We start from the raw sequence: 19,535 nt of genomic DNA, 5'->3' as shown, positions 1-19,535 counted from the left end.
TTAAAAAAGAATTTATTTGATTTTTGTAATTTCTTTCGCTTCAGCTTGCATAGGATAGGAGTCTCCTAGCGATCCATTAATGACTATATCGACCTTATCAGTAATATTGAGGGAATTATACTGTTCTTCATTTTGAACAGTAAGCCAAATCGCATCTGGAGAGGATTTTTTCAATATTTCTTGAATTGAGTTTACCTTCAATTCTTGGTCATTTAAATTTTTTACATCTTGGTCAGTTATATTTCTTACAACAAGAACTTTCTGATCTTTTTTATCAATGATATATCCTTTCGTATAATCCCATGACTTCGTACAACCTGAAATAACCATTATCATTAACACTACTGGAATAATTATTATCTGCTTCATTTTTAATTCCCACTTTCATAGCATTATAGAAATACATGGTCCCATTGGACATTTGCTCAAAAGAGACCATGTTGGAATTTAAAATATGTGCGGAAATGCGAGCGGATTAATAGGTGGAATCAATGTTAACACCTGACATGCCTAAGCCATCATAAACCAAGTCAAACTTTGAAACAATGTTTCCAATTGCTACCCCACCAGAAAGTATGCGACCTTTGTACACGCCTTCGATGCAAGCATAGTCTTTAGTTCCGTTATTTATGATTGAATAGAAAAGGCCACCGCTGTCTCCGCTAGTCATACCGGTAGCGGCTGTAACAAACGCATCATCCGGACCAGTAGGATCATCGTATGAATCATCAGTAACTTTAACTGATGTCGTTTTATGACCTGAACGACCTATTGCCCTTACATAGTCACCGATCTCACGGCGCGACCCGTTATAATCGAAGGTACCAATTGTCAGCAATGATCCATTGAGATAAACACTTCGATCGACGCCACTCGCTAACGTAATGTACCCTGCATCGTAATCATTACCGTTACCAGATGTCGCATTCGACATGCTTCCGATTGTAGCGGTACCATCGGAATTGTCATACCAAGCCCCATTACCGCAATGACCGGCAGTTACAAAGACACCCTTGCTATTTGCTGTGCCATTAAAAGCACCGCTGCATGTAGCTCCACTCGGTCCATTAATTTCTTCTCCTGGATACAAAGTATAGGCATCATTCGTGGTCTCAATATCAGCAATGATCCAGTTAACCATATCCTCGTCAATATGCGTCAGTATTTCTTCTTTATGATCCTTGTAGTTCTGCTCAGAAACATATACGTTGACTTTGTTTATTTGATTGTTTTTTCCTACACCCGATAAATCTAATTTCCCAGAACGCATCAGTGCCGAAAGCTTTTCTTTAGATTCCAGCAGCTGTTTTTCGCTTTATTTTACATACTTGATTTTTGCCTTTTCAGGGAAAGCACTTTGTTTCTTGAGAGTGTTTTCAAGTTTCGAATCCTCAGTAAGTAAAATTACATTTGTTCCATCTTCTTCGGTGTATACACCGCCGTATTCATCTACATGGTTCTTTTTTACCCAATCTTTCAGCTTTGCTCGGTCATCCATCTTTTTTGTTTGTTCACCGAACAGGTTTTGAGAGGCAGTTTGTATATTGGGATCTGGAGTCACAGGGATCGCACGATACTCCTTGCCGTTATGGGTATAAACCTTAGGCTCCAAATTTGGAGTGCCTTGGGCAGCAACATCTTGGGTAGCCCCTTGAGCCAAGCAGACACTAGCAACCACAACAAGAGATAATACGCCAGTTAAGGAAGTGGTAATAACCTTTTTTAGTGACATAAGTTACGCTCCCCGATCATTATTTTATTTTAATCAGAACTTTTGTCGAGATGGACAGAAAATGAAAAGAATTTCTTTTTGACCTTGGAGAAATTGTTGATTTTTACGAATTACAACTAATGGAGACGCAGTCCCGTTTGAATTTTTTCATCCCTTCTCCATTCTTGTATAGAAGTTGTGAGCATGTGTGATCGATACGACAATCTGCTCGGCTCCTTATTTATTGAAACAGGAAAACCGGATGTTGCCGGTCTCCTACTTACAATTAAATGGGGTTTACAATAACAACGCGTTCATTGGATAAAAAGTTTCAAATATTTTCCTAAAAGACAATTTCCTGCATGAGTAACACACGTTCCGTATTAGTATTTTTATAACAGCACAATGGTGTTCATGACTTATGCAGTACGATCCAAATGATTGGAAATCCATAGATTCGAAATATTGTCCATATTGCACATCCTTATGCGAAGAAATTGCCCTTCTTATGCTGGTTATTTGAATACCCATCCAAAACGTACAGCTGGTGTATGATCTGGTTGTGATTCAAGCTGTCCTTCAAAATGGCCTGGAATACCCGCTATCCCATCGTTTTTGGACACATACAAAAGATAATTCTGGATTAACAAAATACGATTTAGCCAAGTAGATGTTGTTACAACTACGCGAATCGGTGACCTGTCGACTTTGGGTGGCGATGGACCGATGGTATTTTACGGCAAGCGCTGGCGTATTGAGGTTTTCTTTCGTATGGCCAAACAAGATCTCGCTATGGCAAGTAAACAAAGAAAAAACGAGTGATGAGAGCTGCACCCACGGTGAAATGGTTCGCGGACTCTTCAAAACTCGTTGACAGGTTCGAACACGGAACAACAAGGGCACTGAACAAATCTATATTGAGTTTGACCTAGAAGTACGCCGTTTTGCAAGTATGATATCATCCTTTTAGCCGAAAAGACTGCCTATAATTCATCGAACTTCATAAATCACGCTAAAATGAGAGCGCATACAATTTTTGGATTATATATTTATTCAAAGGTGGGTTTCAATTGGACACTGCATATTATTTAGATAGAGCGGTAGAGTTGTTTAAAGAAGACATGGGCGACAATTTGGTCGGGATATATTTACATGGCTCATTAGCAATGGGATGCTTTAACCCAAATAAAAGTGATATTGATTTATTAATCGTCGTACAAGATGCCTTATCGACTGAAAAAAATAAGCGTATTGCAAAAAAGATTTTAAAGCTCCACGAAACCATACCTAATGATCGTGGAATTGAATTAAGCATTATACTGGAAGATTACCTGTTGCATTTTGTGTATCCAACGCCATTTGAATTCCACTACTCTGATCTTCATCGCGGAAACTTTCAATCCGATGACGATTATATTTGTGGCGGATATGACGATGCAGATTTAGCGGCCCATATTGTAGTAACCTATCATCGCGGTATTGCTGTATATGGCAAAGCCATTCGTGAAGTTTTCCAACCCATTGATGAGTCATTTTATATCAAGTCAATCCTCTACGATGTTCAAAATGCAGCAACGGATATTATTAATACACCTATGTATATCTCCCTAAATTTGTGCCGGGTTCTGTTCTTCTTAAGAGAAGGTGCCGTATCTTCTAAAAAAGAAGGTGGAGACTGGGGCATGCGTGCCTTGCCTTCCAAATATCACCCGATTATAGAGCGCTCGCTGAATGAATACAGCGGCATCGAAGATAAGTCGGAATTTAATCGTGAACAGTTGACGGAGTTTGCCGCCTATATGCTAAGCTAAATAAATCAAGACAGTCGGGTCAATCAAATAAATACGAATTAGGCGGGATTCAAAACGGTATTTCAGAAGCGCTTATCTGAAATGCCGTTTTTCTCCATTATGCGTTTATGTGAGCCATTCAGCTGCGTACCCTCGCCCTTCCCCTCGTCCGACATCCCCCTGACTCAATAACCATTTAAAATATGTGTCAGCATTAAGTGCAGCGTATAGTCATTCCCTAGCACAGGCGGTATACTTTTTTCAGAGGTGACTGTATGTTAGACCGCCACATCGGAGGATTGCTTATGAATACGATTATGATTGTCGAAGACGAAGACGCCATCTCAAGGGTGCTCGCTGCTTATATACGCAAGGCGGGATTCAATTGCAACATATATCGAAATGGCTTGGAGGCTATTAAAGCTTTTGATGCGACAACGCCCACGCTCATTATTCTCGATGTCATGCTGCCGGGAATGAATGGCTGGGAGATTTTGAACCATATCCGCTACAAAAGCGCTTGTCCCGTCATTATGCTGACGGCCAGAGGCGATGTAAGCGACCGGATTCTTGGACTTAATGAAGGGGCGGACGATTATATGACAAAGCCTTTTGAGCCAGAAGAGGTTGTTGCCCGCATCCATGCGGTGCTCAGACGGCCGCCCCGCTCACTCGTCAGCTCGGAACAAGTCACTTTTGGCAGCATTCGCATTGATTTTAAATCACATACGGTTTATTTAAATGGCGCCAGCCTTTCGATCACGCCCCGTGATCTGTCGCTGCTCATGTTCCTCGCCGAGCATCCGAACCAGATTTTTTACCGCGAGCAGTTAATAGATAAAGTATGGGGCATGGATTATGAGGGCAGCGACCGCGCGGTAGATTTGGCCATTAAGCGTTTGCGCAAGCTGCTGCTGCATTGGCCGCCAGAAGAAGGAGAAATCCGCACCTTGCGGGGGACGGGGTATATGCTTTATGCCAACACCCAATAATCGCCGCCAAACGCTGCTCAGCCGCTGGACCTTTCGTTACGTGCTCACCTTATTCATTGGACTGCTTGCCATAGGATTGGTATCGATTTTCTGGATTCGCCAGGAAACGCTGCATGAGCGAAAGCAAAATCTTAAAGCCTTTGCAATGGTCGCCTCACAGTATGTGAGCAATGAGAACGGGTACATTCCGGGCAATTTCTATGAATGGATCGACCGCACCCAGCGCCGTTACTCGCTGCCAGGGCAATTTTCGCTGCGCATATTTGATCATAGCGGGAACATTATTTTTCTTAAACAGGGTCCCAGAGACAGTGAAGTTGCTCCGGCTGTGCCTCCACTTTCGGGCGAGTTGAACGTCACCATATCGAATGATCAATACACGCTGACAACTCCCATATGGGGCGAAAATAAAGAGGAGGCGATCGGATCGATTGTCATTTCCTACGCCTATAAGGAGTTAGTCCATGTTAATCAGAACTATCGCCTCATTGCTTCTCTGCTCCTTGGCTCAGGCTTGCTTGGCTGGCTCATCATTTTCTTTCTATCTCGAAATTTAAGAAGGCCGATCAAGCAGCTCGCCGAAGCACTTAATCAGATGGAGGCTGGCAATTATCAGGTCGTCGTCCCCAACCATGTGAAGGAAAAGGAAATACACGATCTGCTGGTGTCGTTCCAGACGATGGCTGCACGCCTCGGCACTTTGGAAGAGCTGCGGACGGAGCTGCTTGCTGGCGTGACCCATGAGCTGAAAACACCGATTTCCTCCATTCATGGCCTTATTCATGCTGTTCGCGATCAAGTGGTTTCGGAGGAGGAGGCTGAGGAATTTCTCGACATCTCCTTGCAGCAGACACGCCGGCTTCAGCATATGGTCACCGACCTGCTGGATTTCAATGCCTTTGCTTCCGGCAAAATCAGCGTTCGGCAGGACTCGCTTGATCTCGGCAAGCTGGTTGGAGAAATTGTGTACCAATGGGGATTGCTTGATCCTGTAGAGGGGCTCGAGCTAACAGCCGATATTCCGAGCGGAGCTTTCCTAGCTGTCGGGGACGCCAGCCGCATTCAGCAAATTATTGTGAATTTGCTAAACAATAGCAGACAAGCGCTGCAAGGCCGCGGCCTCATCCATGTATCCCTATCGCAATCATCAGCTGGCAGCTATGAAATGATTGTTCAGGATAACGGTCCCGGCATACCGGATGAGGAGCAGAAAAATATTTTTGAGCGATACTTTCGCGGTGAGCGTAATAAGCTTTCTGTCGGCGGCCTCGGCCTTGGTCTAACCTACAGCCGGATGCTTGCCATCGCCATGGGAGGACAACTGAATTTGAAGCACAGCACACCGCAGGGAACGACGTTCCAGCTATTACTCCCTAAGCAGCCGTAATTGTTCGTGAGGCCGTTTCGGGTCTAGTTATCTAGGTGTCTAGGTGTCTAACCTGCACAATGATCGACTTGGCGGACACAGCGGCAGCTATTTCAACAAAAGCATGGGTTTTGGTACAGGCTGCGGACTCAGGAGACGCTAATGGGCTGGCGAAAGCCATTTTGAGGTGATTATGTGGGCAATAGCGATTCCCCTGTCCGCATAAGACCAGAAATGGGGTTAAAATCCAGAATAGCGGACCCTCAGTCCTTCAAAAAGGAGCTGAGCGTCCCCGACTGCGTTTTCTAAGCAAAAGTGTTCGCTGTAACCATGTTTTCAGCCACCATGGCATGCTGCGGTTTCGTAAGCCTTGAATCGTCCGATGAGCTTGGCCTAGAGTAAGCGCTAAGCAAGGCGCAGCAGGCAGACTCCCGCATACAGACACACCTCGTTTTTACGCCTATATATTATATATTTTGGTTTTTTTCTCCCCACTCACATAACTGTTCTAAGACAGGCAATAGCGTTTCCGCTTTATCTGTGAGACTGTATTCGACCTTAGGCGGAACCTGAGGATACTCTTTCCGATTCACCAAACCATCCGCTTCCAATTCTTTAAGGTGTGAACTCAATGTTTTATAAGTAATCGTTCCTATCTGTCTTTTCAGATCATTAAAGCGAATCGGCTGATTTTCTGCCAGGAGATAAATAATAACCATTTTCCATTTACCACCAATAACTGACACGGTGTAACCAAAAGGCGTATCTTGAATATTTTTAACTTTACCTTTATATTCAGCCATACTCATATTTACACTATCCTCTCAGGTAGTACCTATCAATAAAGTGCGTACTACGTTTTAATTTGCGTTCAGTTTATACTAGCCTTACTTTGATGTATGGGAGAGCAAAACATGACTAATAAAACAATACGCCTGTTAATGCCACAATGGCAAGGGGGCGATAACCCTAACTACTCTTTTGGAGCTGAATTGCTTGCTTGGTTAGCTCCAGGCAATGATCAACCTCTTATTCATGTGCCAGTGCAAGCTTATGACGGCACTCCACTTAAACACGTGGACGGTATGAATGGGAGACAGCAGCTGATTGAACAATTAGAGGCTGCTCAGCATATTATTAAGGCGCATAAGCCAGACCGCATCATCATGTTTGGTGGCGACTGCTTAGTCGAGCAAGCCCCCTTTGCCTATTTAAACGAACGCTACGGCGGGGAATTAGGCTTAATTTGGATTGATGCTCACAGTGATTTAGTTAGATATACGGGCTACGATAACGGACATACCTTACCGCTCGGAAATCTGCTCGGAGAAGGAGATGCGGATTTTGCAAAACATGTGAAAATCCCTCTAAAGCCTGAAAATGTCTTTATTGCGGGACTTGCAGCTCCTACAGCACAAGAAATAGAAGTGATTTCAGAAGCATTTCAAAGACTAGGCATTGCTCCTACAGAACCAGATTCCGAAGTCATTCAAAGATTAGGAATTAGAACGGCAGGGACTGAAGAGTTAGCAAGCAGCACGGAATCTATAAAAAAGTGGATTAAAGAAAGCAAAATTAAGCACCTAGCTATTCATCTTGATTTAGATGTGCTCGATCCAAAAGCATTTCGTTCCCTATTGTTCGCGAACCCTGAAGCGCCTTATACTTATTCTCCTGCGGGAACCATGCAAATGCCTCAGCTACTTCATCTGATTAAAGAACTGTCAGAAGAAACAGAGGTAGTTGGATTAGGCATAACGGAGCATATGCCATGGGATGCAATTAACTTGAAGAAGCTGCTCGGCGAAATACCTATCTTTAATAAGTAAAGTCATCGTCCGAAATAGAATCGAACACTGTTCTGCTTAATCATAAAATACACGTTCGCGCTTTATGTTTGCGAGGGTGTATTTTTATGTGGAAGCTAATTCAAAAATCATGATTGGTTGGCTAGAAAGGGCATACGTGTGACGCTGGCTTCTATCAGGATCTGGCTCGTTCACGTTTGCATACATATCCTAGTTCCCCGCCATGCTCCCTCAACATCTTCCTGACACATGGCTATATTAATCTAGCTATAGAACAACATCCCCCCATTTGAGAGGAGCTTCCCCCAATGAAAGCCAAAAAAACGATTGTCACCCTGCTGATTCTGCTTGCGGTGAGTGCAGGTGCCATTCAATTGACCACTGCCAACGAAACAGTCCAACCCCAAGTCCATAAGCAAAAAAAACCGGACAAAAATCCCCCCTCCTCTCCGGTTTCTGCAAATTCTAAGCCAGCTGCACATGCGGGGCCTCGATCAGGAGCTAGCACCAGCGTAACCGATCAGAACGGTTATACACTCTCGATCACAGGCGGTTTTGACACTGATTCCGTGGATCATGGCAGACCCGTCGTACTCATTGCAGCCGCGCTTGACGTATCTGCCGAAGTATTCAGGGAAGCCTTCAGCGGTGTAACACCAGCAGGCGCCGGAAGCGATGGACCTACCTCTGAGCAGGCACAATCTAATAAAGCAGCTCTGCTGAAGGTGCTTGCTCCCTATGGCATTACCAACGACCGTCTCGATGAGGTTTCAAACTACTATCGTTACAATGGCAGCAAGGGTGAGTTATGGACGCATACGGCGGCGACCGCTACAACCGTATTAGCGAACGGCAAAGTGACCGGAATTAAAATCATAAATGCAGGTGCAGGTTATTCCTCCGCTCCCACGATATCCATCACAGGACCCACTGGCACCTACTCCGCCACAGCTACCGTTTCCTATACAACGGATTTTAAAACAAATGGCAGTCTTACTGCGATTAAGTTGAATTAAAAAAGGAAGTTAAATTAAAAAAAGGAAAAGCAGCTATCGGCATCATACCGATAGCTGCTTTTCTGCTGAAACGTATTATCGTATCCATAGCTTACATGCGGGTCTCTTAAACGATTGAATTTACAATCGTCTAGGGCGTGTCTCCCTCCCTTTTGTCAATGACAGCTAGAGAGGCTTCGGACAAGCTCTGCAATATTCGGAGGACATTTCGTAATAAAAGCAGCAGGTTTGCCGAATGGAAGCGATCATTTCCCCGGCAATGCTAGCGTGACTGGGTTTTATAAACCTCGCAAGCGGGTTGCGGCGTTCTCCAAACAAGTCCGCTGATGCAGTCTCTGTCATAAACTTGAAATCGTCATGAAGACGCTGTATAACAGATGGATCGCCCTCTGCCTCCTCCAAACCATCCTCATACAGCGGAGCTATGCGGACAAAGGCATTTTCCCACAAAATCGCCAGCGGAACTTTGCCAGCTGCGGATAATGAACGAAATAAGGGCGAAAGATGCTCCGCAAATAGCTGACGCAGCATTTGCTCCCGCCATTCCAGCCGTTTTCCCGCCTCCGGCTCGGTAACCTCCAGTCCATCAACGCTTAAATTAGGAAACTTGGAGCCGCTCACCTTACTTTCGCTTTCATCAGGCGAAGCCAGTCGGCAGTTATTTACCGTTAACGGTAAGCCCTTGTTGTACACGGTCATCGCATACAAGATAGGTGCAACGAATAAAAAAGCATATCGCTTTGCGAGCATGGACGCTGCTACCCTTCTTGATGGCGCCCCTATTTCATTTGCTAATTGATCCAGATAAGACTCGCATTTCTCTAGGTCTAGCAAATCTTGGGCTACAATGGAGAGAGCAGCAGGCAGATCCTTTTTTTCAGGCGTAAACTTGAACCTCACTTCAAGCTCTTTCCACTGTGCTGGTGAAAGATTGATCGGCATGTTATCGCGTTCCAAGGAAAATTTCTGCCGTTCTATCCACAATCATATTAATCGCAATCGGCCCATAATAAGCAATCCAGATGTTCGAATCTACTTCATAAACTTGATTGTTTTTCACGGCTGCAACACTTTTCCAAGTTTCAGTCTGCTGAAACTCCTCAACGACCTCCTTGAACATGTCGTCATGCACGAGGAAATAATGGTCTGCCCCTACTTCTGGAAAAGCCTCAAACGAAATTTGATAAGCCGTATCCTTCTCATCCAGCACCTGCTGTGGAGCGGACAAGCCTAGATCGTTATATAGAATGTCTCCTGTGCGGTGGCTTGGCGTATGAATGCGAATGCCTTCATCACGTGGGCGAATAAGCGCAACGGTTTGGTCTCCCAGCTTGGCCTTAAGCTCTTCCTTCAGCTTAGCTGTTTTCTCGTTATATGCTTCCAGAACAGCACTCGCTTCTTCTGATTTCCCTGTAATTTTGCCGAAGGTCGTTAATGTATCGCGCCAATTTTCATCAAAATCGAGCATGATGGTAGGCGCAATTTTAGACAAGCTATCATATACTTTTTCCTGAAACTCTGTACAAATGATTAAATCCGGTTCCATGGCAGCAATAGCTTCCAAATTCGGCTCATCCCTCGTACCGAGCAATTTAACATCCGTCAGCTTCTCGGATAAATACTCCGGAAAATCGGTTTTATCTGCCGCAGCTTTCACACTGCCCGCAGGCTGCTCGCTTAACGTCACCAGCTGATCCACAAACTTAGTATCAAGCACCGCAATTTTCGTAGGATGCTGCTCCAGCGTTATTTCACCCTTAGCATGTTTAATAACGACCGGATAAGCTTGTTGTGCCGTTTGCGCAGCGTTTGTATTGGATGAAACGGTGCTCGTTGGGCTTGCTCCCCCTGTATTGTTCCCTGAACTATTGCCGGGCGCAGTTGCACATGCACTCAATAACAAGATTAAACTCAACATCAAACTGACCGCTAAAATAGACCCCTTGCTCCTATTCATTCCTAAAACTCCCCCGCTAATATGTTGATAATGATTATCACCTTCATTATTATAGGAGAGATTAGAACGAGAGCCAATGGAATATCCCGACACATAGGATGAACTTATGCGACGGTTTTGCCTAAAATAAAGCGGGGAAACGCCGCAATGCTTCTTAAAAGCTCGGCTAAAATAATAACTATCCCCATAGCCTACCGATTCCGCGATTACCTTTAGCGGTAAATTCGTATTCAATAACATCGCTTGCGCATGATCCATACGAATTCGGATTAAATATTCCAGCGGTCCAATACTCAGCTTCGCCTTAAATAATCGCTGCAGCTGCCTTTCGCTGCAATGAAGGGTACTTGCTATATCCTGGAGGCTGATGGGCTCGGCATAACGCTCCTCCATAAACCGAATCGTCTGGCTTACATAGTTCGGCTGAGCCATTGGCGTTCCCTCATGCGCATGGAGCTGCAGCAGAAGGTCGTACACCAATTGGTGAAAAATAGCTCTCACATGGAATTTTTCCAATGGGGCATCCAGCAGCCAATAGGTGTGCATTTGCTCTATTTTCGCAAGAACACCGAGGGGATAGTTAGGAGCGAAGCCATATTGCATTTGGAAGGGATTGTTGTCCCTATACACATTCAGCAGCTCCTTGCGGCTGGGCACAGCGAGAACGGCTTTATAAAAAATCATATAATAATCGAATGGCTCAGCAACTTGTTTAATGTCAATCGTTGCTCCTTTTCCAGCGTGGCATACATAACAACGGTCGACGATATGCTCGGTGCCGTCAATGAGGACTCTCGCCTCTCCAGCAACAGCTACCAAGAAGGCGCTCGCCGGCAAACGGAAGCCGTGCACCCCGTCACCCAATCGCAGCATAGACCGACGAACATCAAGCACCCGTATAGCCGCATGATTCCATAAGGGCAATTGTTCCTGCAACTTCATTATGTTCACCTTCCATGTCTGTTTACCGCATCTTTTTATCGCTTCCAACTCTTTCATTATAGTAAGAATCATTCTCATTATCAAAAAAATTTTCCAGAGCGCAAGCCAGAGCTGTGAAATTCCTATCCATCTAAAATTTACTATTTTTTGTTTTTTAATCCATTTGCTGATATAATAAAATTGTAAGCGCTTTATATCCCAAAGAAGAAGGAGGCTGTGGAACCCCGAGAGGATGATAGAGAGATGAGACGATACTGAAATCATTCATTGTGAAGGAGCTATCAGTTATGCTAAGGTCAAAACTCATTATTTGGTGTACCGTGTTTGCATTTGTCGTATCATTAATACCATCTGCCTGGAGCAATCAAGCTTCGGCTGGACTAGCCTCGGGTAACAAATTTTTGGGAAATATTATTGCGGGCAGTACTCCATCAAATTTTGGCACCTACTGGAACCAAGTGACGCCAGAAAACTCGACCAAGTGGGGAGCCGTGGAATCAACAAGAAACAGCATGAACTGGGGCGCGGCAGATACCGCCTATAATTACGCGAAAAATAACGGCTTCCCCTTCAAGTTCCATACGCTAGTCTGGGGCAGCCAGGAACCTGGATGGATAGGAGGGCTTTCCGCAGCTGATCAGCGGGCAGAGGTTATTCAATGGATTCAGGCGGCTGCCCAGCGTTATCCAAATGCGGAGTATGTAGATGTGGTCAATGAGCCCTTGCATGCCAAACCATCCTTCCGCAATGCCATTGGAGGAGATGGCGCAACCGGATGGGATTGGGTAATCTGGTCGTTCGAGCAAGCACGTCTTGCTTTTCCAAATGCGAAGCTGCTGCTAAATGAATATGGCATCATTGGTGATCCTAGCAAAGCCGCAACATACGTTCAAATTATTAATCTTCTCAAAAACAGAGGGTTAATCGACGGAATCGGAATTCAATCCCACTACTTTAATATGGACACGGTGTCCGTAAGCACAATGAACTCAGTTCTGAATACATTGGCAGCAACCGGATTGCCGATTTATGTGTCAGAGCTTGACATGACAGGTGATGACGCCACGCAGCTGGCCAGATATCAGCAGAAGTTCCCGGTATTGTGGGAGCATCCAGCGGTCAAAGGCATTACGCTATGGGGATATATCCAGAACCAGACTTGGGTAACTGGAAGTCATCTTATTACAAGCTCTGGCGTTGAGCGTCCCGCCCTGCAATGGCTGCGGCAATATTTGAGCGGCAATGGTGGCAATGGCGGAGGCAGCGTACTCGCTACATTTGAAGCCGGAACAGAGGGATGGAGCAGTACTTCATTAGCTGGAGGCCCTTGGTCTACTACCGCGTGGAGCTCGCAGGGCTCTCGTTCGCTGCAAGGCGATATTACCATGTCCGGTGGCGGCGCGCATTATTTATTTAAAAGCGGCAATACCAATTTCACAGGATATACGAAGCTTAGGGCTACAGTCAAAGGCGCGAGCTGGGGCAGCTACGGCTCTGGGTTAGGTGTAAAGCTATTTGTCAAGCATGGCAGCAGCTACGCTTGGAAGGATAGCGGCTGGGTGACTATTAGTGCGGGTGGCCAGGCAAATTTGACACTGGATTTGGCAGGTGTAAATTTGGCCGATATTAAGGAATATGGCATTCAATTCATCGGTGCCAGCAACGCTTCCGGAACCACTGCTGTTTATGTGGACAATGTAGTACTTGGGAATTAAATCAATAGGGGTTAGCGGACAGTAAATGAAAGGCAGCCTATGCCTATAAGTTATCATATAAATGGCTTGTAGGCTTAGTCAGCCCTGTACTAGATATCACAGCGCTTGATCACTATTCTGTCTCTTGGTCAAGCTCACTGCCCGAACAACGGGGAGGCTAGCACAATCGCTGCAATAAAGATAAGCTGCAGCAAGGCACGGAAAGGAAGCTTTGGTACAGGCCTGCCGCCAATCGTCATTTTTTCGCGTGCCGCATAGATATTGGCCGGGAACATGGCGACGAGCATCAACGTCAAGCCTATAGCAGCAGCAAGTGAAAATGCAGGCAGGCATATACCGATTGCTCCGGCAATTTCCAGGCATCCGGTTACAGTCACGATCCATTCTTTTTTTGGAAAAGCAGGCGGAACCATACGTATGAGATCCTTTCTGCGTTTACCCCAATGAGCGGAAGCGGTCAGCAAAAACATAATGGCTACCGCTGCCTGCAAGGCTGTATGCCAATCATCGAAATAGGATAAGCCCAGCAAACCTATGATCCTGAATAACAAAAAAGATGCGACAAGGGCTATAAATGGTGCCATGATGATTCCTCCGTATCATTTAGAAGTTTTTTTGCAAGCATAATATAAAAAATAATCGATAGTGATACCTTGTTTTTATCGAGGAACTACTGTTTCTTGAGGATGCCGGCCATGAAGTCCGTTAGCTCTTTCACAGCAAGTGAGGCTGATGATAAGGGGAAGGACGCCCGGACACGCAGCCCTAACGACAGCAGAACGAACAATTCAGCCGTTATATCTGGATTCACCGTCTCCTCAATCACCCCATGCTCCTGACCCGCTACAATCCATTGCTTAGATAAAAACACCGATCGCTCATAAAAATGCTGGAGCACTTCCGCAATAGCGGGTTCATCCTCCCTGCCCAGCAAATATAGAAGTACTTTGTTCGTCACTTCATCACTGTCTTCCAACCCTGCAAGGTTTTTGGAAATAATATGCATCGGTCTTTCGAACGATTTACCCGTGGTTTTGGCAACTTCGGCGTTAAAATGTTCATTGATGCTTTCGAGTCGATCCTGCAGCACCCAGGCAAAAATCTCATCCCTGCTGTTCACGTAATGAAAAATAGCGCCTTTGGATAATTGCGATTGCTCCATAATATCCTTCAAAGTAATCGCATGACAGCTTTTGTCCTGCAGCAGTTCCTTCGTTGCATCCAGCAATTGCCGGATGGTCTGCTTCCGGCGTTCTTCATTCTTCATCGTTTGCCTCCCGTTTAAATGTAGCGATTTATGTATATATTCTGATTATACAAACCGACCATCGGTTTGTAAATAGAGAAAAATGAGTCAGGCAGGCGGTTAGCTAGAGCCTCTTTACGGGCTCCAGCTTGTTTGTTGGATGAAGGATTCCTAAGCAGATTTCAAGCGCAGCTGCTGCAGCGGAAAGGTCACAGGCTGTCAACAAAATTTAAATAAGCCAATGCGTTTGCTTCTAGCTTGCTTGCAGACGTTGAGACGGCTGCACCGGGTTCATTTTCACCCGGCTCCGCTTCTGTACCATAAAAAGCAAAATAGGAGCGATAATCAGCACTGCAATAAAGGAAGGAAATTTCAAAAGGAGCTAATAATTGGGCAAGTGTGTAGCGATATGTTCCCTCTTCCCGATAATTCTCTTCTGTTGCTCCAGCGGATACAGCTAACGCCACTTTGCGATTTTTCAATTTGTCCCCACCTTTGGAACCGAAGGCCCATCCATAGGCTAAAACCTCATCCAACCATTTTTTAAGGAGAGGGGGACAATTAAACCAATAAATAGGAAACTGCAAAATCAGATTTCCATGTGCTTCAACCAATTGCTGTTCTTTCTCCACGTCGATGTTTCCATCTGGGTAAGCTTTATGCAATTCGTGTATCGTATATTTTTCCGGATATTTCGCAAGCTCCTCTATCCATCGCTTATTGATGACCGATGTTTCTAAGCTGGGATGTGTGACAATAATGAGTGTTTTCAATGAAGGCTCCTCCTAAAGTGTGATTGGCCTCTTGAGTATAAAGCGCACGCTGTCATTATATAAGTACGCACTTTAAGTATAGCTACTTTCCTGTGGGTTAGTGTCACATCCATTATAAACCCGCCGAAACGATCGCTCACTTTCCCTTTCTATAAAATAATGGTTTGTGTCCCGTCGTTGACTTGAACACTCTGCCGAAATGCGTCACACTGCCGAAGCCTACCTTCCTCGCAATCAGATTGACCTTCATCGACGATTGCTCCAAAAGCTTTTTCGCCTCCTTGATCCTGACGCTGTTCAAATACTCCACGAACGTAAAGCCTGTTGCCTCTTTAAAAAAACGGCTTAAATAATAGGGGCTGACATAAAATCTCTCTGCTAGCGGATGAAGCGACAGCTCCTGCATATAATGACTGTTGATATAGCGGACAACCTCCGAAATTCTTTCATGCATCGGACTTGGCGATTCTAGGGGCTCGATGCTGTTTTGTCTAATATGCCGGCAGCAAACCAGAAGCAGCTGCAAAACCAAAGTTTGCGCATACATCTCGAAGCCTGCTTTTTTATGCTGAATCTCCTCGATGATCCGCTTGGATAGCGCCTCGATGGATAGCCTGTCCTGCAAGGAGCATTTAATAATGATGTACTCCTGCTCAAACAGCGGCTGCAGCGCGTCTATATAGGAGCCATTAGCCGAGGCCATGTTGCTCTCATGAATATTAATAATAAGCCGCTCATGCTGAGGCGTTTCCGTATTGGTCGTCCGGTGCAAAATATTGGGAGAGATGATAATCACATCCCCTTCATTGATCACCATGGTCCTGTCCTTAATAAAAAACTCCCGTTTTCCCGACATTAAATAAAAAATTTCATAGGTGCTGTGAAAATGGCTGGCTGGCATATTGTGGCTTAGTGCCTTCCGGTGGGAAACCAATAAAGTCCCGTCCTTATTTTCATATTGAAAATCTCCCATCTTTAGGCTCCGCCCCTCATCTGTTATGTCATTTTATTATACGCCTCAGCTTATTTTCTGCAAGATATAAGAAGAATAAAGGTATTTTCGCAAAAAATGTACATGATCCTCTGCTAAACTAAACTTAATACAAGAAGGAGGAATGAATGCAATGAATGCTTCGAATGCTAATACTACGTCTGAAAATCGAGTGCAAGACACCCTTTCCCCCATCCAATGGGCCGAGAAGGCCTGCGAGGCGTTAATGGATAAATTTGAGCCGGAATTGCTTCCGCCAGACCGGTTTCACTATCATCAGGGCGTATTTCTGTCAGGTATGGAGAAATGCTGGCAGGAAACGAAGAAGGACAAATACAATGATTATATTAAACGCTGGGTAGACAGCCAAATTCTCGAGGACGGAAGCATCAAGAAATACAATCCGGATGAACTGGATGATATACAGCCTGGTGTTCTTCTATTTAGATTGTATGAGCAAACGGGCGACGAACGGTATAAAAAAGCGCTGCATACTCTAGTTCCGCTGTTAAAGTCATGGAAAACGAATCCTTCGGGCGGGTTCTGGCATAAGGAGCATTACCCGAATCAAATGTGGCTGGACGGCTTATACATGGCGGGCCCTATTGCCGTCCAGTTCGGCAAGACGTTTGGGGAAAGCGACTATTTTGACTTGATGACCTTCCAAGCGCTTATGATGGCAAAACACACCAAGGACCCGAAAACCGGCTTATTGTACCACGGGTGGGATGAAACGAAGGAAGCCGCTTGGGCTGATCCGGATACGGGACTTGCTCCAGAATTCTGGGGAAGAGCGATCGGCTGGTACCCTGTCGCCTTGCTGGAAATGTTCGAATACCTGCCTGAGGATCATAAGGATAAAGCAGCGCTAGTCCGTATTCTACAGGACCTGCTCCTTTCACTGACTAACTTCCAAGATGCTGCGACCGGTTTATGGTATCAGGTTGTCGACAAGCCAGAGCAGCCGGATAATTGGCTGGAAAATTCCTGTACCGCCCTGTTCGTTCATGCCATTGCCAAAGCGGTAAGATTCGGTTATCTGGATGCCAAGTATTTGCAATATGCTTGGAAGGGCTATCAGGGCGTTATTGATACGCTGAAGCTTGATGAGAATGGCAACGTCATCATTGGCCAAATCTGTATCGGCACAGGAATAGGTGATTACGCCCACTATATCGCCCGTCCTACCAGCGAAAATGATCTGCATGGCGCAGGCGCTTTTATTCTCATGTGCGTGGAAATGAGCTTGGCGGAAAAGATAGGTAAATAATACAAAAAAGCTGGAGCCTCTTTATGGGCTTCAGCTTTTTGCTGGCGACACGCTCCACTGCTCGTTATTAAGAGCTATCCGTAAGAAACAGCGTACGTCATTCATAATATAGATGGCCTTTGTAGAGGCAGTTGAGGATGCATTGCCTGGGAGCACAACTCCATCCTCGAAGACATGTCCGATGCTCCGCGCCATATTCATACCGTGCGAGGCATTGGATATCGATTTTCAGGAAATGGACGATGAAGATCCGTTCAAAAGTCAAAACGAGCATGGCCCGAAACCGTGTAATCAAAATAACCTTCTAATCGAAGCAGCTTTTCTTTCGCCTGCAAGCCTCCACTGTACCCCGTCAATGTGCCGTTCTTCCCGATAACACGGTGACATGGAATGACAATAGGAATCGGATTGGCCCCGTTGGCGCTTCCCACTGCGCGTGTGGCCTGGGGATTATTTATCATCTTCGCAATATCAAAATAACTGCGGCTTTGCCCATATGGAATTTTCATCAGTGCTGTCCAAACAGAAATCTGAAAATTAGTCCCCTGTAAATCAAGAGGGATCTCGAATGACGTGCTTTCCCCCTCACAATAGGACTGCAGCTGCTCCAGATATGGAGAAAGCCTGCTCTGATGTTCTATCAGCTTCGCATTAGGAAACTTCTTGCCGACCCATAGCTTCAGGTTCATATGGGTGTCATCCGGCAACGCGATTAGACATAACCCTCGCTCGGTCGCCGCTACCTGCAGCGGTATGCCACTAAACAGGGAATGGGTAAAGGTTGTCCAGTAAATTTCCGTTTGAGCCCCCTTCATCCTCTACCACCCAGTAAACAGCGGCTTCGGCCCAGCATGCGTAGGGAAAAGCGGCAATACTTCCTCTGCCAGCTCCTGAATGACTTCGGCAGGTGGCCGGCTCGAAAATTGGATGCCGAGCGCAGCATGATTGACCCCAACTGCCTGCCATTCCTCCAACAGCTGAATCAGGCCTGCACGCCCTGTACGCAATATGTATCCGCCGCGAAGCGGCGTTCGAGGATAATCAACATCTTCCACAAGATCAATCCATTCGTTGGTCATATGCGGCTTGAATACCCCGCCGGGGATTTTTTCCCGCCAAGCCTTGATCTTACGGCCAAGCATTCGGGGACCTGCCTCATTTGCCGTCGCTTCGGGATAAGTGAGCCAGCCGTCGCTGTGCTCCGCAATCCAATCAAGAGACTGCCTGCTTGAACCCGTCACGATAAGTGGAATACCGCCAGCGATAGGCTTAGGGAGCAATTCAAGCCCCTCCATTCTACCAAGCGAAGATTGGATTTCGGGACTTCTCTGATGAATCAGCTCCCGAAAAAACTGTACCGTCTCCCGGAAACGTCCATCTCGATGATCCGCATCTAGTCCATAAGCTGGAAACTCAGCGGCACGGTCTCCGGAAGCAATCCCTAACACAAGCCGCCCGCCAGAAAGCACATCTATGGATGCAGCCGCCTTGGCCAAATCAATGGGATGGCGAAGCGTGAAGACCGCGCTTCCTGTTACTAAGGATATGTTTTTTGTCCTTGCAGCAAGATAGGCCAGATAAACGAATGGATCGAATACTTGCCCTGCATCCCGGAATCCGGGGTCAAATAGCGGGACATCCCGTACCCAGACGGCAGCAAAATTGCTTTGATCCATCTTTTCAACTAGATCAGCTTGGCCCTGTAAAACATCCATCTGACCTGTATAAAATTTAAGCGGCAAAAATAATCCGATTGTCAATTTGTCTGGGACAAACATCCGGCGGAAACCCGGGTGGTCATTAAAGGCCTTCATCGCCAAGGCTGACTGGTGGCCTGTATCTATTTTTTCATTGGAGTCTATTTGTTTATTCAATTCCTTCTCCTCCTAAAGCGATAGTGTTCCTGTCTTCTGGCATTCATCCAAATTCGACTGACTGGAAGTGATATAATTGTATAC

General features: G+C 45.6%; 19 protein-coding genes and 1 pseudogene. 8 read left to right on the top strand and 12 right to left on the bottom strand.

Features of this window, described 5'->3' with window-relative positions:
- Nucleotides 1-12 precede the first annotated feature (12 nt).
- The 3 genes from AC50YG_RS00190 to AC50YG_RS00180 form a co-directional block, all read right to left on the bottom strand.
- Nucleotides 13-369 (bottom strand): DUF3221 domain-containing protein, encoded by a 357-nt coding sequence (locus AC50YG_RS00190; RefSeq protein ID WP_494823930.1) that lies wholly within the window; start codon nucleotides 367-369, stop codon nucleotides 13-15.
- Nucleotides 370-475: 106 nt separating this feature from the next.
- A complete protein-coding gene (locus tag AC50YG_RS00185; RefSeq protein ID WP_494823927.1) occupies nucleotides 476-1,270 on the bottom strand; it encodes a chymotrypsin family serine protease in 795 nt (264 codons plus the stop codon).
- Nucleotides 1,271-1,315: 45 nt separating this feature from the next.
- A complete protein-coding gene (locus tag AC50YG_RS00180; RefSeq protein WP_494823923.1) occupies nucleotides 1,316-1,732 on the bottom strand; it encodes a hypothetical protein in 417 nt (138 codons plus the stop codon).
- Between the two features lie 1,049 nt (nucleotides 1,733-2,781).
- Between AC50YG_RS00180 and AC50YG_RS00175 the strand changes: the two genes are divergently transcribed.
- The 3 genes from AC50YG_RS00175 to AC50YG_RS00165 all read left to right on the top strand — a co-directional run bounded on the left by AC50YG_RS00175 (nucleotide 2,782) and on the right by AC50YG_RS00165 (nucleotide 5,880).
- Nucleotides 2,782-3,522, top strand: a complete 741-nt coding sequence (locus AC50YG_RS00175; protein ID WP_494823921.1) for an aminoglycoside adenylyltransferase domain-containing protein — start codon at nucleotides 2,782-2,784, stop codon at nucleotides 3,520-3,522.
- Between the two features lie 284 nt (nucleotides 3,523-3,806).
- Nucleotides 3,807-4,493: a response regulator transcription factor gene (locus tag AC50YG_RS00170; protein WP_473757652.1), complete on the top strand. Its 687-nt coding sequence runs from the start codon at nucleotides 3,807-3,809 to the stop codon at nucleotides 4,491-4,493.
- Nucleotides 4,477-5,880: a HAMP domain-containing sensor histidine kinase gene (locus tag AC50YG_RS00165; RefSeq protein WP_494823919.1), complete on the top strand. Its 1,404-nt coding sequence runs from the start codon at nucleotides 4,477-4,479 to the stop codon at nucleotides 5,878-5,880. The genes AC50YG_RS00170 and AC50YG_RS00165 overlap by 17 nt, the downstream gene beginning before the upstream one ends.
- A gap of 446 nt (nucleotides 5,881-6,326) precedes the next feature.
- Here the strand turns inward: AC50YG_RS00165 and AC50YG_RS00160 are convergent, their stop codons facing one another.
- Nucleotides 6,327-6,668: a winged helix-turn-helix transcriptional regulator gene (locus AC50YG_RS00160; RefSeq protein WP_494823917.1), complete on the bottom strand. Its 342-nt coding sequence runs from the start codon at nucleotides 6,666-6,668 to the stop codon at nucleotides 6,327-6,329.
- A gap of 105 nt (nucleotides 6,669-6,773) precedes the next feature.
- On the opposite strand from AC50YG_RS00160, the gene AC50YG_RS00155 reads away from it, so the two are divergent.
- Nucleotides 6,774-7,688, top strand: a complete 915-nt coding sequence (locus tag AC50YG_RS00155; protein ID WP_494823915.1) for an arginase family protein — start codon at nucleotides 6,774-6,776, stop codon at nucleotides 7,686-7,688.
- 287 nt (nucleotides 7,689-7,975) lie between these two features.
- The gene (locus tag AC50YG_RS00150; protein ID WP_494823913.1) at nucleotides 7,976-8,683 is read left to right on the top strand and encodes a hypothetical protein; all 708 of its coding nucleotides are present in this window, start codon (nucleotides 7,976-7,978) and stop codon (nucleotides 8,681-8,683) included.
- Between the two features lie 165 nt (nucleotides 8,684-8,848).
- Here AC50YG_RS00150 and AC50YG_RS00145 read toward each other — a convergent pair whose 3' ends face one another.
- Together AC50YG_RS00145 and AC50YG_RS00140 are read right to left on the bottom strand one after the other, a co-directional pair.
- Nucleotides 8,849-9,640 carry an IucA/IucC family C-terminal-domain containing protein gene (locus tag AC50YG_RS00145; protein WP_494823911.1) on the bottom strand — a complete coding sequence of 264 codons (792 nt, stop codon included), beginning with the start codon at nucleotides 9,638-9,640 and terminating at the stop codon, nucleotides 8,849-8,851.
- Complete coding sequence (locus AC50YG_RS00140; protein WP_494823909.1) at nucleotides 9,627-11,582, bottom strand: ABC transporter substrate-binding protein; 1,956 nt, start codon at nucleotides 11,580-11,582, stop codon at nucleotides 9,627-9,629. Before AC50YG_RS00140 ends, AC50YG_RS00145 begins: the two co-directional genes overlap by 14 nt.
- A gap of 287 nt (nucleotides 11,583-11,869) precedes the next feature.
- Here AC50YG_RS00140 and AC50YG_RS00135 point away from each other — a divergent pair.
- Nucleotides 11,870-12,817 (top strand): annotated as a pseudogene (locus AC50YG_RS00135) (endo-1,4-beta-xylanase); the annotation flags it as partial.
- Nucleotides 12,815-13,297 carry a hypothetical protein gene (locus AC50YG_RS00130; protein ID WP_494825239.1) on the top strand — a complete coding sequence of 161 codons (483 nt, stop codon included), beginning with the start codon at nucleotides 12,815-12,817 and terminating at the stop codon, nucleotides 13,295-13,297. The pseudogene AC50YG_RS00135 and the gene AC50YG_RS00130, both read left to right, overlap by 3 nt.
- A 134-nt stretch (nucleotides 13,298-13,431) precedes the next feature.
- Here AC50YG_RS00130 and AC50YG_RS00125 read toward each other — a convergent pair whose 3' ends face one another.
- The 4 genes from AC50YG_RS00125 to AC50YG_RS00110 form a co-directional block, all read right to left on the bottom strand.
- Complete coding sequence (locus AC50YG_RS00125) at nucleotides 13,432-13,881, bottom strand: DoxX family protein (RefSeq protein ID WP_494823908.1); 450 nt, start codon at nucleotides 13,879-13,881, stop codon at nucleotides 13,432-13,434.
- Nucleotides 13,882-13,967: 86 nt separating this feature from the next.
- On the bottom strand, nucleotides 13,968-14,564 hold the full coding sequence (locus AC50YG_RS00120) for a TetR/AcrR family transcriptional regulator (protein WP_494823906.1): 597 nt from the start codon (nucleotides 14,562-14,564) through the stop codon (nucleotides 13,968-13,970).
- Between the two features lie 188 nt (nucleotides 14,565-14,752).
- Nucleotides 14,753-15,316 carry an NAD(P)H-dependent oxidoreductase gene (locus AC50YG_RS00115; protein ID WP_494823904.1) on the bottom strand — a complete coding sequence of 188 codons (564 nt, stop codon included), beginning with the start codon at nucleotides 15,314-15,316 and terminating at the stop codon, nucleotides 14,753-14,755.
- A 136-nt stretch (nucleotides 15,317-15,452) separates the two neighbouring features.
- Complete coding sequence (locus AC50YG_RS00110) at nucleotides 15,453-16,289, bottom strand: AraC family transcriptional regulator (RefSeq protein WP_494823902.1); 837 nt, start codon at nucleotides 16,287-16,289, stop codon at nucleotides 15,453-15,455.
- 151 nt (nucleotides 16,290-16,440) lie between these two features.
- On the opposite strand from AC50YG_RS00110, the gene AC50YG_RS00105 reads away from it, so the two are divergent.
- A complete protein-coding gene (locus AC50YG_RS00105; RefSeq protein WP_494823900.1) occupies nucleotides 16,441-17,577 on the top strand; it encodes a glycoside hydrolase family 88/105 protein in 1,137 nt (378 codons plus the stop codon).
- A 254-nt stretch (nucleotides 17,578-17,831) separates the two neighbouring features.
- Here the strand turns inward: AC50YG_RS00105 and AC50YG_RS00100 are convergent, their stop codons facing one another.
- Nucleotides 17,832-18,392: a methylated-DNA--[protein]-cysteine S-methyltransferase gene (locus AC50YG_RS00100; protein WP_494823898.1), complete on the bottom strand. Its 561-nt coding sequence runs from the start codon at nucleotides 18,390-18,392 to the stop codon at nucleotides 17,832-17,834.
- 3 nt (nucleotides 18,393-18,395) lie between these two features.
- Nucleotides 18,396-19,451 (bottom strand): LLM class oxidoreductase, encoded by a 1,056-nt coding sequence (locus tag AC50YG_RS00095; RefSeq protein WP_494823896.1) that lies wholly within the window; start codon nucleotides 19,449-19,451, stop codon nucleotides 18,396-18,398.
- Between the last annotated feature and the right edge of the window lie 84 nt (nucleotides 19,452-19,535).

This window comes from Paenibacillus sp. J31R34, from assembly GCF_059383715.1.
Note: the sequence above shows the minus strand (reverse complement) of the source record. Positions and strands in the feature narration are given on the sequence as shown.

What these genes read in the sequence shown, in the direction of transcription:
- AC50YG_RS00190 (WP_494823930.1), bottom strand. Translation starts at nt 369, where the DNA reads ATGAAGCAGATAATAATTATTCCAGTAGTGTTAATGATAATGGTTATT.
- AC50YG_RS00185 (WP_494823927.1), bottom strand. Translation starts at nt 1,270, where the DNA reads ATGCGTTCTGGGAAATTAGATTTATCGGGTGTAGGAAAAAACAATCAA.
- AC50YG_RS00180 (WP_494823923.1), bottom strand. Translation starts at nt 1,732, where the DNA reads ATGTCACTAAAAAAGGTTATTACCACTTCCTTAACTGGCGTATTATCT.
- AC50YG_RS00170 (WP_473757652.1), top strand. Translation starts at nt 3,807, where the DNA reads ATGAATACGATTATGATTGTCGAAGACGAAGACGCCATCTCAAGGGTG.
- AC50YG_RS00165 (WP_494823919.1), top strand. Translation starts at nt 4,477, where the DNA reads ATGCCAACACCCAATAATCGCCGCCAAACGCTGCTCAGCCGCTGGACC.
- AC50YG_RS00160 (WP_494823917.1), bottom strand. Translation starts at nt 6,668, where the DNA reads ATGAGTATGGCTGAATATAAAGGTAAAGTTAAAAATATTCAAGATACG.
- AC50YG_RS00155 (WP_494823915.1), top strand. Translation starts at nt 6,774, where the DNA reads ATGACTAATAAAACAATACGCCTGTTAATGCCACAATGGCAAGGGGGC.
- AC50YG_RS00150 (WP_494823913.1), top strand. Translation starts at nt 7,976, where the DNA reads ATGAAAGCCAAAAAAACGATTGTCACCCTGCTGATTCTGCTTGCGGTG.
- AC50YG_RS00140 (WP_494823909.1), bottom strand. Translation starts at nt 11,582, where the DNA reads ATGAAGTTGCAGGAACAATTGCCCTTATGGAATCATGCGGCTATACGG.
- AC50YG_RS00125 (WP_494823908.1), bottom strand. Translation starts at nt 13,881, where the DNA reads ATGGCACCATTTATAGCCCTTGTCGCATCTTTTTTGTTATTCAGGATC.
- AC50YG_RS00120 (WP_494823906.1), bottom strand. Translation starts at nt 14,564, where the DNA reads ATGAAGAATGAAGAACGCCGGAAGCAGACCATCCGGCAATTGCTGGAT.
- AC50YG_RS00110 (WP_494823902.1), bottom strand. Translation starts at nt 16,289, where the DNA reads ATGGGAGATTTTCAATATGAAAATAAGGACGGGACTTTATTGGTTTCC.
- AC50YG_RS00105 (WP_494823900.1), top strand. Translation starts at nt 16,441, where the DNA reads ATGAATGCTTCGAATGCTAATACTACGTCTGAAAATCGAGTGCAAGAC.
- AC50YG_RS00100 (WP_494823898.1), bottom strand. Translation starts at nt 18,392, where the DNA reads ATGAAGGGGGCTCAAACGGAAATTTACTGGACAACCTTTACCCATTCC.